Annotated in this window: 13 protein-coding genes; 7 read left to right on the top strand and 6 right to left on the bottom strand. The window is 66.6% G+C overall.

The genetic code is table 11. The annotated features are described in order from the left end of the window. Window positions 1–40 precede the first annotated feature (40 nt). From DVS29_RS18550 to DVS29_RS18570, 5 genes are read left to right on the top strand one after another with little or no spacing between them, the layout of a single operon-like run. Complete coding sequence (locus tag DVS29_RS18550) at window positions 41–1,054, top strand: ABC transporter permease subunit (RefSeq protein WP_118181946.1); 1,014 nt, start codon at window positions 41–43, stop codon at window positions 1,052–1,054. Between the two features lie 12 nt (window positions 1,055–1,066). Continuing rightward, a complete protein-coding gene (locus DVS29_RS18555; protein ID WP_118181947.1) occupies window positions 1,067–1,984 on the top strand; it encodes an ABC transporter permease subunit in 918 nt (305 codons plus the stop codon). A gap of 2 nt (window positions 1,985–1,986) precedes the next feature. Beyond that, complete coding sequence (locus DVS29_RS18560; RefSeq protein WP_118181948.1) at window positions 1,987–2,985, top strand: ABC transporter ATP-binding protein; 999 nt, start codon at window positions 1,987–1,989, stop codon at window positions 2,983–2,985. Then, entirely contained in the window at window positions 2,982–3,998 is a 1,017-nt protein-coding gene (locus DVS29_RS18565) for a peptide ABC transporter ATP-binding protein (RefSeq protein ID WP_118181949.1), read from the top strand. Before DVS29_RS18560 ends, DVS29_RS18565 begins: the two co-directional genes overlap by 4 nt. Beyond that, a complete protein-coding gene (locus DVS29_RS18570) occupies window positions 3,943–5,127 on the top strand; it encodes a TraB/GumN family protein (RefSeq protein WP_118181950.1) in 1,185 nt (394 codons plus the stop codon). Before DVS29_RS18565 ends, DVS29_RS18570 begins: the two co-directional genes overlap by 56 nt. A gap of 249 nt (window positions 5,128–5,376) precedes the next feature. Here DVS29_RS18570 and DVS29_RS18575 read toward each other — a convergent pair whose 3' ends face one another. The 5 genes from DVS29_RS18575 to pxpB all read right to left on the bottom strand — a co-directional run bounded on the left by DVS29_RS18575 (window position 5,377) and on the right by pxpB (window position 9,878). Next, window positions 5,377–6,333: a DUF979 domain-containing protein gene (locus DVS29_RS18575; protein ID WP_118181951.1), complete on the bottom strand. Its 957-nt coding sequence runs from the start codon at window positions 6,331–6,333 to the stop codon at window positions 5,377–5,379. Beyond that, on the bottom strand, window positions 6,330–7,106 hold the full coding sequence (locus DVS29_RS18580) for a DUF969 domain-containing protein (RefSeq protein WP_240655678.1): 777 nt from the start codon (window positions 7,104–7,106) through the stop codon (window positions 6,330–6,332). The genes DVS29_RS18575 and DVS29_RS18580 overlap by 4 nt, the downstream gene beginning before the upstream one ends. Before the next feature lie 296 nt (window positions 7,107–7,402). After that, window positions 7,403–8,155 (bottom strand): 5-oxoprolinase subunit PxpA, encoded by a 753-nt coding sequence (gene pxpA / locus DVS29_RS18585; protein ID WP_118181952.1) that lies wholly within the window; start codon window positions 8,153–8,155, stop codon window positions 7,403–7,405. A gap of 17 nt (window positions 8,156–8,172) precedes the next feature. Then, window positions 8,173–9,228 (bottom strand): 5-oxoprolinase subunit C family protein, encoded by a 1,056-nt coding sequence (locus tag DVS29_RS18590; protein WP_118181953.1) that lies wholly within the window; start codon window positions 9,226–9,228, stop codon window positions 8,173–8,175. After that, entirely contained in the window at window positions 9,225–9,878 is a 654-nt protein-coding gene (pxpB, locus tag DVS29_RS18595; protein ID WP_118181954.1) for a 5-oxoprolinase subunit PxpB, read from the bottom strand. The genes DVS29_RS18590 and pxpB overlap by 4 nt, the downstream gene beginning before the upstream one ends. A 222-nt stretch (window positions 9,879–10,100) precedes the next feature. Between pxpB and DVS29_RS18600 the strand changes: the two genes are divergently transcribed. After that, a complete protein-coding gene (locus tag DVS29_RS18600) occupies window positions 10,101–10,613 on the top strand; it encodes a winged helix DNA-binding protein (RefSeq protein WP_118181955.1) in 513 nt (170 codons plus the stop codon). Window positions 10,614–10,739: 126 nt separating this feature from the next. On the opposite strand, the gene DVS29_RS18605 is transcribed toward DVS29_RS18600, so the two are convergent. Further along, on the bottom strand, window positions 10,740–11,339 hold the full coding sequence (locus tag DVS29_RS18605; protein WP_118181956.1) for a 5-formyltetrahydrofolate cyclo-ligase: 600 nt from the start codon (window positions 11,337–11,339) through the stop codon (window positions 10,740–10,742). Window positions 11,340–11,360: 21 nt separating this feature from the next. Between DVS29_RS18605 and DVS29_RS18610 the strand changes: the two genes are divergently transcribed. Next, complete coding sequence (locus DVS29_RS18610; RefSeq protein WP_118181957.1) at window positions 11,361–13,337, top strand: lytic transglycosylase domain-containing protein; 1,977 nt, start codon at window positions 11,361–11,363, stop codon at window positions 13,335–13,337. Window positions 13,338–13,416: the final 79 nt, after the last annotated feature.

Genomic DNA, 13,416 nt, shown 5'->3' on the forward strand with positions numbered 1-13,416 from the left:
CGGTTGCGTTTTCTCCCCACGAAGATACAAGGGACGACCCATGTTCCGATTCGTATTGCGCCGCATCGGGATGGTGATACCGACGTTCATCGGCATCACCATTCTGGCGTTCGCGCTGATTCACCTGATCCCCGGCGACCCCATCGAAGTGATGATGGGCGAGCGCGGCGTCGACCCCGCCATGCACGCCGCGGCGATGCATCGGTTAGGCCTCGACGAGCCGCTGGCGATGCAGTACTTCCACTACGTCATCCACGCGCTGCACGGCAACCTCGGCACGTCGATCATCACCAACACGAGCGTGATGAGCGAGTTCCTCGCGCGCTTTCCCGCCACCGTCGAACTGTCGGTCTGCGCGATGCTGTTCGCGCTCATCGTCGGCTTGCCGGCGGGCGTGATGGCCGCGCTGAAACGCGGCTCGCTGCTCGATCACGGCGTGATGGGCACGGCGCTCACCGGCTACTCGATGCCGATCTTCTGGTGGGGCTTGATCCTCATCATGTTCTTCTCGGTCGACCTCGGCTGGACGCCGGTGTCGGGCCGTATCGCCGTGGAATTCGACATTCCGCACGTGACGGGCTTCATGCTGATCGATTCGCTTCTGCCCGGTACCGACGAAGGCTCGTTCCGCTCCGCGCTGAGCCATCTGATCCTGCCGGCCATCGTGCTCGGCACGATTCCGCTCGCGGTGGTGGCGCGCATGACGCGTTCGTCGATGCTCGAAGTGCTGCGCGAGGACTATATCCGCACCGCGCGTGCGAAGGGCCTCGCGCCGTTGCGCGTGATCGTCGTGCACGCGCTTCGCAATGCGCTGATTCCGGTCGTGACCGTGATCGGCCTGCAGGTCGGCACGCTGCTCGCGGGCGCGGTGCTCACCGAGACGCTGTTCTCGTGGCCTGGCATCGGCAAATGGCTGATCGACGCGATCAGCCGGCGCGACTATCCGGTCGTGCAGGGCGGCATTCTGATGATCGCGACGCTCGTGATCGTCGTGAACCTGCTCGTCGATCTGCTGTACGGCGTGCTCAATCCACGCATCCGTCATACGCGCTAACAGGGGGTTTCTATGGCAGATATTCAGAACACCGCCCCCAGCGCCGTCACGCCGCCGTCCGGCCGCGCGATCGCGCTGCGCGAATTCTGGTCGAACTTCTCGCGCAATCGCGGCGCGGTCACGGCCGGCATCATCGTGCTGGTGCTTGTGATCGTCGCGATCTTCGCGCCGCTGATCGCACCGCACAGCCCGATCGAGCAGTACCGCGATTCGGTGAAGATTCCGCCCGCGTGGCTCGCCGGCGGCAACTGGAAGTTCGTTCTCGGCACCGACGAAGCGGGCCGCGACATCCTCTCGCGTCTGATGTACGGCGCGCGGCTGTCGTTCTGGATCGGCTTCGTGTCAGTCGTGCTCGCGCTGATTCCGGGCGTCGTGCTTGGGCTGGTTGCCGCGTTCTTCACGAAGTGGGCCGACACGCCGATCATGCGCATCATGGACGTGCTGCTCGCGCTGCCGTCGCTGCTGCTCGCAGTCGCGGTGGTCGCGATCATCGGTCCGGGGCTGACCAACACGATGCTCGCGATCGCAATCGTCGCGTTGCCGGGCTACGTGCGGCTCACGCGCGCGTCCGCGCTCGGCGAACTGCAGAAGGAGTACGTCACGGCATCCCGCGTGGCGGGCGCCGGCACGCTGCGGCTGATGTTCTCGCAGGTGCTGCCGAACTGCACCGCGCCGCTGATCGTGCAGGCGACGCTCGGCTTTTCGTCGGCGATTCTCGATGCCGCCGCGCTCGGCTTTCTCGGCCTGGGCGTGCAGCCGCCGGCGGCGGAGTGGGGCGCGATGCTCGCATCGGCACGCGATTACATCGACAGTGCGTGGTGGATCGTGACGATGCCCGGCCTGTCGATCCTGATCTCGGTGCTCGCGATCAACCTGTTCGGCGACGGTCTGCGCGACGCGCTCGACCCCAAACTCAAACGGATGGCATAAACATGACTACGCTATTGACCATCCGCAACCTGGCCGTGAACTTCGGCGGCGCGCCCGCGGTGGATCGCATCAACCTGACCGTCGATGCTGGCGAAGTCGTCGGCGTAGTCGGCGAATCCGGCTCGGGCAAGAGCGTGACGATGATGGCGCTGATGGGACTGATCGACGCGCCGGGCGAAGTCACCGCGGACGAAGTCACGTTCGACGGCAAGAACCTGCTGAAGGCGTCGGGCAGGGAGCGCCGCAAGATCGTCGGCAAAGATGTCGCGATGGTGTTCCAGGACGCACTGACGAGCCTGAACCCGAGCTACACGGTCGGCTACCAGATCAAGGAAGTGCTGAAGCTGCACGAAGGTCTGCGCGGCGATGCGTTGCACAAACGCGCGATCGAACTGCTCGATCAGGTCGGCATTCCGGACGCGAAGAACCGCATCAACGCGTTTCCGCATCAGATGTCCGGCGGGATGAACCAGCGCGTGATGATCGCGATGGCCGTCGCGTGCAATCCGAAGCTGCTGATCGCCGACGAACCCACCACGGCGCTCGACGTGACGATCCAGGCGCAGATCATGGAACTGCTCGTCAAGCTGCAGAAGGAACGTGGGATGGCGCTCGTGCTGATCTCGCACGATCTGGCAGTGGTGTCCGAGGTCGCGCAGCGCGTCGCTGTCATGTACGCGGGCGAAGTCATCGAGACCAACCGTGTGCCGGACATCTTCTCCGCACCGCACCATCCGTACACCGAGGCGCTGCTCGCGGCGATTCCCGAGCACAACGTCGGCGCGGTGCGGCTCGCCGCGCTGCCGGGCATGGTGCCGGGGCGTGACGACCGGCCGAAGGGCTGTCTCTTCGCGCCGCGCTGCAAGTACGTGGTGGACGACTGCCGCAAGGCGCGGCCGTCGCTCGATCCGCTGCAGGACCACGATGCGGGCACACGGGTGCGCTGCATCAAGCCGCTCAACCTCGCGACCGACGCGATTCACCACGGAGGCGCCCGATGAACGCAGTACCTGAAACGCGGCGCGAGCCGCACGGTGGCGATCACGTGCTGGTGGCCGAGCAGCTTGCGCGTCACTACGACGTGAAACGCGGCATGTTCGGTCAAGGTGTCGTGAAGGCGCTGAACGGCGTGTCGTTCGCGTTGACGCGCGGCCGCACGCTTGCGGTGGTCGGCGAGTCCGGCTGCGGCAAATCGACGCTCGCGCGCCAGCTCACGATGATCGAAGCGCCCACGTCCGGGCGTCTCCTGATCGACGGCGAGGATGTGGCCGACGCCGATCGCGCGAAGATCGCCGCGCTGCGCCGCCGCGTGCAGATGGTGTTCCAGAATCCGTTCGCGTCGCTGAACCCGCGCAAGACGGTCGAGCAGACGCTCGGCGAGCCGCTCGCGATCAACACGAAGCTGACGTCCGCCGAACGGGCCGAACGCATCGCGCATATGATGCGTACAGTCGGCCTGCGGCCCGAGCATGCGAAGCGGTATCCTCACATGTTCTCCGGCGGGCAGCGCCAGCGCGTCGCGATCGCGCGGGCAATGATCCTCGATCCGCAGATCCTCGTGGCCGACGAGCCGGTGTCCGCGCTCGACGTGTCGATCCAGGCGCAGATCCTGAATCTTTTCATGGATCTGCAAGAGGAGTTCAAGACAAGCTACGTGTTCATCTCGCACAATCTGTCCGTGGTCGAACATATCGCCGATGACGTGATGGTGATGTACTTTGGCGGCATCGCCGAACTCGGTGACAAGAAGACGATCTTTTCGCATCCGCGGCACCCGTACACCCGGGCGCTGATGTCCGCGACACCATCGATCTTCGAAGCCGACCGCACGATCAAGATCCGGTTGCAGGGCGAACTGCCCTCACCGCTCAATCCACCTTCGGGCTGCACGTTCCATCAGCGCTGCCCGTACGTGATCGACCGGTGCCGAAGCGAGGAGCCGAAGCTGCGTGAAGTGGATGGACGTCAGGTGTCGTGTCACCGAGCCGAGGAGGTGGGAGACACGGGTGCGTGAACGCGCCGCGGCGCCGCGCGATGCCCGGCATCGCGCGCGCCGTTCGCGTGGATGGCTCACGTCATCCACGCGGCGTTGTGGCATCTTCGCGCTGGGCTGTGCATGGCTCGCGCTCACGCAGTGGTCCATCGGGCCCGGCGGCGAAGCGTATGCCGCCGGCGCCGCTGCCAATTCCGCGGCAACCCCGGTGGCGCGCACCGTCGCGCCGCCCGCGTTCCAGGGCAACGGCACGCTGCCTGGTTTCAACCCGCCGCCGCCCGGTACGATGACGAGTGGTCCGGTGCGCGGCACCCCCGCCCGCATGCCGTTCTACGTCGCGACCCGCGGCACCACCACGATTTACCTGCTGGGCACGCTGCACGCCGGCGACCCATCCGATTACCCCACCGGCCAGCCGTTCCGGCGGCCGATCCTCGCGGCGCTCGCCGCTTCGCCCACACTCGCGCTCGAACTGTCCCCCGACGATCTGCTGGAATCCCAGGACGACGTGTCGAAGTACGGCGTGTGCACGCGGCCCTGCCTGCCGCACATGCTGCCTGCGCCGCTATGGGATCGCGTCGAGGCGCGCATGAAGGGCAATCCCGAGGCGCTCGACGAGATTCGCAAGATGCGGCCATGGCTCGCGTCGCTGCTGCTCGAAACCTACGATGCATTGAGCGCGGGCCTGCAGACCGAATACGGCACCGAAGCGCAACTGCAGAACGTCTATCTGCGCAGACGCGGCGGCAAGGTCATCGGGCTCGAGACGCTCAACGAGCAGCTCCGCGCGTTCACCCAGCTCAACCTGGCGCAGCAGCGCGAGATGCTTGCGCAGGATCTCGTCCAGACGCCCGCGCAGAACGTCGCCGACGTGCAGGAACTGCACCGGCTGTGGCGCGTCGGCGATGCGGATGCGATCTCCGCGTGGCAAAGCGCGAAATCCGAGAAGCTCGCGCGCAATGCGCGTGTGTCCGCATCGATCGACAACCGCATCGTCTACCAGCGCAACCAGCGCTTCGTCACGCGCATGCTGCAGACCGCGGCGCCGAACAAGCCGATGTTCGTCGCGATCGGCGCGCTGCATCTCGGCGGACCGAAGGGCGTGCTGCAACTGTTGCGCACGCACGGCTTCAACGTTGATCCTGCTTGAGGTTCTGGTTCGACGCGGGATGCCACCGGATACGCGCAACGCGCAGGCTCGCGCCGCCGCGCGCGGCGACCTCGACCTATGCGATCGAAGCCGGCTCGTTCCTCGCCGGTGTGTTGCGCGAGCGACTGCCGGACGCGCGCTGCCCGGCATGCTCGACCGGCTGTCGGCGCAGATGGCGCGGCGCCAGGCGCGGTTGCCGCGACGAACGCAACCGCGACCGCCACGCATGTCACCGCAAACCCGTCACCGTCAAAGGAACATCAGCCAGTTCAACAGGAAGATGTTGATCACGAGCAGCGTGAGCGCCGTCGGCACCTGTACCTTGATCACCGCGTTCTTGTCCGGCAGTTCGAGCAGCGCGGCCGGCACGATGTTGAAGTTCGCGGCCATCGGCGTCATCAGCGTGCCGCAGTAGCCCGAGAACATGCCGATCGCGACCATCGTCGCCGGGTTGCCATGGAACACGCCGACGAGGATCGGCACGCCGACGCCGCCCGTCATCACCGGAAACGCCGCGAAGCCGTTGCCCATCACCATCGTGAAGAGCGCCATGCCGATGCAGTACGTCGCAACCGCGACGAGCCGGTAGTCGAGGCTGATGTACGCGGTCGTCACGTGCGCGACCGCCTTGCCGACGCCCGCGTCCGAGAACACGAGGCCGAGCATGCCGAGCATCTGCGGCAGCACCGCAGCCCACGACAGCGCGTCGACGAGCCGGCGCGCTTCTTTCATCGATTGCCCGACGGTGTCGCGCGTCATCACGCACGCAACGGCGAGCGCGATCACGCAGCCGATGCCGAAGCCGATCAGCGTGACGTTCTTCAGCTCGACGAGCGGGATGCCGCCGAACACCAGATGGCTCGCGAACAGCGTGACGATCACGGTGACGACCGGAATCGTCAGCGCCGGCACGAACAGCTTGTTGCCGAGCCGCTTCGCGCTCGCGTTACGCGCTGCGTCCGACAGCAGCCTCGGTTTGCCGGCCGTTACGCCGCCGAAGCCCGCGATCAGCGCCATCACGATCACGAGCACGCCGACCACGTCCGCGGGCAGCACGTCGCCGATCAGGAAGACGAGCGCGTAGAGAATCCAGAAGCTGCCCGCGAAGAAGCGCTTCGGATGCTCGCGGTCGGTGAGAATCATGCCGCCGACGATCAGCAGCACGAGGCCGACCAGCCAGAACAGGTAGTTGATCGTGAGCGTCATGCTTCGTCTCCCGCGGCGTTGGCTACACGGGCATCGCCGGATTGGCCGGCTTTCGGATTGTCATCAGCCGCATCGGCTGCGGCGTTACCGCGCAGTTCGCGTTCGAGCTTGCGGTCGAGCAGCCACATCCGGAAGCCGTGCACGAGGAACGCGCAGAGCGCGGTCGGCATGCCCCACACCGCGACGTGCATCGGCTGCACCGTGATGCCGGCTTCCTTCAGGAACGTGACCATCAGTACGATCGCGCCGAACGCGACGAAGATGTCCTCGCCGAAGAAGAGCCCCACGTTGTCCGCCGACGCGGCATACGCGCGCAGCTTGTAGCGCACGGCGTCGGTGAGCTTGCCGAAGCGCGTTTCGGTCGCGCCTTCGGCCATCGGCGCGAGCAGCGGCCGCACCATTTGCGGATGTCCGCCGAGGCCCGTCAGGCCAACGGCCGCGGTCAGCTCGCGCACCAGCAGATAGACGATCAACAGGCGCCCGGCGGTCGCGGCCTTGATGCTGGCGATCCACATCTGTGCGCGCTCGCGCAGCCCGTGCCGCTCCAGCAGCCCGATCACCGCGAGCGGCAGCAGGATGATGAGCGGGATGTTGCGCGTCTTGATGAAGCCGGAGCCGATCGCCGCGAGGATCCTGTCGAGCGGGAAGTGCGCGGCGAAGCCGGTGACGATCGCGGCCACCGCCACGATCAGCATCGGATTGAACCGCAATAGAAAGCCGGCAATGATGACCGCCACGCCGATCAGCGGCCATAAACTGACTGTTGTCTGCATCTTTTGATCTCCAGACTGGTTTCGACTGGCCGCGAACGGCCGACATGGGTGCGGCGCGATCGTGCGCTGCGCCTGGGCTTGCCGCGGCTTGTGGCCGCGTCGATCTGCTGCTGTTGACCGCAGCTTGGGTACTTCGGCTTGCTGTAAGGCAACTGCATCCGCGAGCTGGAACAGCGGGTTCAAACACGTGAAGCGGTTGAAACGGGTGAAGCAGGTTGCAACGGGCCGTGCGGCACATTGCTGGCCGCATTTGGCAAACACCCCGCTCGGGGCGGGGTGTCGGGGTGAAACTCGGGTCAGGCGCGCGCCGCGTTCGCCGCGTGGACTTCGATGCCCGCGTCGGCGAGCGCCTTGCGGATACGGCGGGCGAAGGCCAGCGCATGCGGGCCGTCGCCGTGCAGACAGATGGTTTGCGCGTTGAGCGGCACCGGGCGGCCATCCACGGACTGCACGCGACGCTCGCGGATCATCGTCAGCACGCGGGCGATCACTTCGTCTTCGTCGTCGAGCAGTGCGCCCGGCTGGTTGCGCGGCACGAGCGAGCCGTCGGCGCGGTAGCCGCGATCGGCGAACACTTCCTCGATCGCGGTGAGACCCGCGTGTCGGGCCGCCTGGACGAGGCCGCTGTTGGCGAGCGCGAACACCGCCACCGACGGATCGAAGTCATGCACCGCCGACACGATCGCATCCGCGATCTTCGGGTCGCGCGCGGCCTGGTTGTAGAGCGCGCCGTGCGCTTTCACGTGCGCGATGCGGCCGCCTTCGGCGAGCGCGATCGCGGACAGCGCGCCGAGCTGATAGAGGACGCCCGCGTAGATCTCGCCGGCTGGCAGATCCATTTCCTTGCGGCCGAAGTTTTCCGGGTCGTTGAAGCTCGGATGCGCGCCGATCGACACGCCCTTCTTCACCGCCCAGCGTACGCAGTCGCGCATCGCGTTCGCGCCGCCCGCGTGCCAGCCGCACGCAATGTTCGCGGAGCTGACGAGATCCAGCAGCGCTTCGTCGGACCCACAGCCTTCGCCGAGATCGGCGTTCAGATCGATTTCCATGACTTCCTCTTGCTTTGCTACTGCAGAGCCGCGCTGGCCTGCCGGCGCTCGCAGCGTTCTTCATGCATCGCGATTGCGGCATTCACCTGCCGCAGATACGCGCGTTCTTCCATCAGTGCGTTGCGTGCTTCTTCCTGGGTTGTCGGCACGAAGCGGACGCCACCGTTCAGCCGCACCTGCGCGAGTTTCCACAGGTCCGCCTCGATCACCGCGCCGATCTTCGGATAGCCGCCCGTGGTCTGCGCGTCGGAGAGCAGCACGATCGGCTGACCGTTCGGCGGCACCTGGATCGTGCCCGGCAGCACCGCGTGCGACAGCAGGTCCGCTTTCGACACGCGTTCAAGCGGCGTGCCTGCCATCCGGTAACCCATCCGGTTGCTGTTCGGCGTGACCTGCCATTCGTCGGACCAGAAGGCCTGCTGCGCGTCCGCCGTGAAGCTGGCGTACTCCGGGCCGCGCAGCACGCGGATCGGCCGCGCCCAGTCGACGCCCGCCGGATGGCGACCGCGCCGCACCGGTTCGCGGGTTGTGACGAACTTGCACCATGCCGGCGCCTTCACGCCGAATTCCTGGGCATCGGGGCTGAAACCGGAGCCCGCGCGCCCCGCCGGCACGCCGAGCGGCAGGCGGTCGCCGTCGCGCAGCGCGCGGCCGCCGAGACCGCCGAAGCCCGCGCCGAGGTCGGTGCTGCGCGAGCCGAGCATCGGCAGTACGTCGATGCCGCCGGCGATTGTGACGTACGCGCGCATTCCGCGCCTCGCCGCCGGCAGCGTGAGTTCCTGGCCCGCCTGGACTGGCACGCTCCACCACGAGTAGACCGGCTTGCTGTCGAGCGTCGCGCCGAACTCCGCGCCGGTGATCGCGACGCGGGTGGCGCGGGGAAAGCGCAGCACCGTCGGGCCGAAGGTGATTTCGAGGCCGGCCGCGTCCGGACGGTTGCCGACGAGGCGATTGCCGATTTCGAGCGCGAGCCGGTCCAGCGCGCCGCCGAGTGCGACGCCCAGATGCCGGTAGCCCGGCCGGCCGAGATCCTGGACCGTGGTGAGGAGGCCCGCGCGGATGACGTCGATCATGCGTCGACCTCCGCGATGGTGAAGCGCACGCGATCGCCCGGCTGCAGCAGCGTGGCGGGGCGCTTCGACGGATCGAAGAGCGTCACGTCGGTTCGGCCGATCAGCTGCCAGCCGCCCGGCGAGGCGGCCGGATAGACGCCCGTCTGCTCGCCGCCGATGCCGACCGAACCCGCGGGTACCTCCAGCCGCGGGGAGGCGCGACGCGGCGTGTGCAGCGCGTGGTCCAGGCCGCCCATGTACGCGAAGCCCGGCTGGAAGCCGAGGAAGAACACGATGTACTCGCCGGCGGCATGCCGTTCGGCGACTTCGCGCGGCGACAGCCCGGTGTGCTTCGCGACGTCCGCCAGGTCCGGGCCGTGCTCGCCGCCGTAGCGCACGGGAATCTCGACCTCACGGCCTGGCGCCGCCGCGCCGGCCGCGCTTTGCCAGCCGGCCGCCAGCTGTTCGGCGAGCGCGTCGCGGTCGGCTTCGAGCGGATCGAACGTGAGCGTCAGGTTGTTCATGCCGGGCACCACTTCGAGCACCTGCGGCCACGCCTGCGCGAGCTCGGCGAGCGCCCACACGCGGCGCTGGCAGTCGAGCGTAGCGGGGCCGGGCGCTTCGCAGACCAGCGCGGTGTCCCCAAGCGGGTAGATACGGGCTTCACTCATAAGTGCCATCTAAAAGGGGGGCGAACGCGCGTGCCGCGCCAGCGGGCGCTTCGACCCATGTCCGGTCTGAGCGTGCAGCGGTCCAGGCGTTTTGCATAGCGTACATTCTCAATAATTTATCGACAATTTATCAATAAGTGTTAGCGCTGAGTTCGGATGACGGGCACTCGTCGTACACTTCGGACACTCCCATTCGTCCGTGCGTTGCCACCACCACCCGTTATGTCGCGTCTTCCAACCAAGATCGTTTCGTCAGAGCATCTCGTGTCCGAGGACAGCGCCGAGCTGTCCGAACTCGAATACGGTCTCATCATGGCCAGCAATGCGTTCAATCGCTGGATGGTTAGATGTATGTCGGCAGCGGGGGCCAAAGACATGACAGCAATCGAGGTTTCGTTGCTGCATCACGTCAGTCATCGCGAGCGCAGGAAGAAACTCGCCGACATCTGCTTCGTGCTGAATATCGAGGACACGCACGTCGCCACGTACGCGCTGAAGAAGCTGGTAGCTAGAGGGTATGTAAAAAGCGAAAAAACCGGCAAGGAAGTGTTCTTCTCGGCGACCGAGGCCGGCCGCGCGCTATGCATGAAATATCGTGAGGTGCGCGAGAGCTGTCTGATCGCGACGCTGAAAGAGAGCGGCCTGACCAACGAACAGATCGGCGAGGCGGCGCAACTGATGCGCAATGCGTCGGGTCTGTACGACACCGCCGCCCGCGCGGCGGCATCGCTCTGACATCGCCCGGAAAAAGCGAAGCAGGGCGCGCGAGCCGCGCCGAATCGCTGTCGCGCGGCGGAACGATCCGGCCGCAAATGAGGAAAAGGCGGCAGTGAATTGCCGACCGCCGCGTGTCAGCCGACCTCAGCCGACCATCACCGGGTAGCTGCAGGTGTCCGTGATGATCGCGTCGAGCGGAATGTCGTGCGTCTCGCGATGCAGTGCATCGACGCGGCAGGCCTCATACGCGATGCCCACCGTCACCGGCTTCTTCTCGCCGGGCCACGTGGCGAGCGTGCGGTCGTAGTAACCGCCGCCGTAGCCAAGCCGGTACCCTTCGGCATCGAAACCCACGCAGGGAATCAGCAGCAGGTCGGGAATCACGACACGCGCGGACGTAGGTTCCGGAATCTGGTGATGGCCCGGCTGCATCGGCATATCGGGCGACCACGCGTGGAACACCAGCGGCTCGTGCTTGCGCGGAATCACCGGCAACGCGGCCTCACGCCGCGGGTCGAGCGCGAGCCAGACCGCGATCGCCCTGCGCGCGTCGAACTCGCCGCGCAGCGGCCAGTAGAAGCCGACGCGCGTCGGCTCGAAACGCTTCAGCACTTCGATCACCTGACGGCTCAGCGACTCGTTGCTCGAGGCCTCCAGGGCCGCGGAAAACCGCGCTTCGAGCAGCCTCGCGCGCAGTTCCCTTTTCGATTTCGCGAGAGGGTTGCATGCTATGCTTGGGTTCAAATTCGCGCTCCAGAAACAACGATGTCCAAACGCCTCTTTCGAGTATATCGCGCGGTCGGTTTGGCGCTCGCCGTCGTCTCGCTCGTTGCATGCAGCACGGCTTCCGCGGTTCGACCCATCCCGGTTTCCCAGGCTTCATCCATCAGTAACGACGACCAGACCTTCATCGAGCTTCGTGAGGCGGCGCGCAACAACGACCCCGCGCGCGCCGCGCAGCTGGCCGCGATGATCCCGGACTATCCGGCGCCGTCGTACCTCGAATACTTCCAGATCAAGCCGCAGCTGTTCGATGGCCAGGGCCACGCACGCGTCGATGCGCCGGATCAGCCGGTGCTCGCGTTCCTCGACAAGTACGACGGCACCGCGATCGGCGACCGCATGCGCAACGACTACCTGACGGTGCTCGGCGCGCGGCACGACTGGCGCAATTTCGATCTGCAGTACCCGCGCTTCGTGCTGAACGACGACACCCAGGTGAAGTGCTACGCGCTTGAGTCGCGGGCCGCGCACGGCGAGAACGTCGCCGATGCGGCGCGCGCGCTGCTGGTCGAACCGCGCTATTACGGCGACGGCTGCGTCGATCTGGTCACGGCACTGGGCGCGAACCGTCAGTTCAGCGCCGACGACATCTGGTTTCAGATCCGCCTCGCGTACGAGCAGAACCTGACCACCACCGGCAGCCGTCTGGCCGATGCATTGGGCGACCAGCGTCCCGACCCGACCGTGCTCGACCAGGCGGTGAATGCGCCGCCGCTGCTGCTCGCGCGCGGCATCGGGCCCGACGCGGCGTCGCATCAGCTCGCGCTGCTCGCGATCACGCGCATGGCGCGCAACGATCCCGCCATGGCTGCCGCTACCTTCGCGACGGTCGCGCCGCAACTCACGTCGCCGGAACGCGCGATCGGCTGGGGCACGATCGGCTATCAGGGTGCGCAGAAGCAGATGCCAGGCGCGGTGGACTGGTACCGGCTGTCGGCGAACGCGCCGCTCTCCGTGCCGGCGTACGAGTGGCGCGTGCGCGCGGCGCTCCTCGCAGGCGACTGGACGATGGTGCGCTGGTCGGTCGAACAGATGCCGTCCTCGCTGCGCAGCCAGCCCGCGTGGGTGTACTGGCATGCGCGCGCGGTAAAGGCGGCGGGCGATACGGTCACCGCGAACCAGGAGTTCGAGCAGATCGCGCACAACTACAACTTCTACGGCCAGCTCGCGATGGAAGAGCTCGGGCAGAAGATCACCGTTCCCCCGAAAACGCCGGTGACGGATGCCGAAGTGCAGGCCGCGGCGGCCACGCCGGGCTTCGCGCTCGCGCAGCGCTTCTACGGGCTGAACCTGCGGCTCGAAGGCAACCGCGAATGGAACTGGCAGCTGCGCAACATGAGCGACCGCCAGCTGCTCGCGGTCGCGGAGTACGCGCGCCGCATCGAGCTGTATGACCGCACCGTGAATACCGCGGATCGCACGAAGGCCGAGCACGACTTCTCGCTGCGCTACCTTTCGCCGTTCAAGGACATCGTCGAGCGCGACGCGCAGACCAACGGTCTCGACGTCGAGTGGGCGTATGGATTGATCCGCCAGGAGTCGCGCTTCATCATCAACGCGCACTCGGACGTCGGTGCGGGCGGCCTGATGCAGCTGATGCCAGCCACCGCGCAACTGGTCGCGAAGAAGATCGGCCTCGGTCCGATCTCGCGCGAACAGATGAACGACATCGACACCAACATCCTGCTCGGCACAAATTACCTGTCGATGATCTACAATCAATTCGACGACTCGGCGGTGCTCGCCACCGCGGGCTACAACGCCGGGCCGGGCCGGCCGCGCGCATGGCGCTCGGCGCTGCAGCACCCCGTCGAAGGCGCGATTTTCGCGGAAACCATCCCGTTCACGGAAACGCGCGACTACGTGAAGAATGTGTTGTCCAACACGGTCTACTACGCGGCGTTGTTCGAAGGCCGTCCGCAATCGCTGAAGGCGCGTCTCGGCTACATCGCACCATAAGCGCCACGCCGCCGCGCCGCTGAACATTGCGGCGGCGGCGCCTCCTCCAGCCGTTGCAGCGGCTTCCCTCTGGGAGTCG

Source organism: Paraburkholderia phosphatilytica (assembly GCF_003443895.1).
GTDB lineage: Bacteria > Pseudomonadota > Gammaproteobacteria > Burkholderiales > Burkholderiaceae > Paraburkholderia > Paraburkholderia phosphatilytica.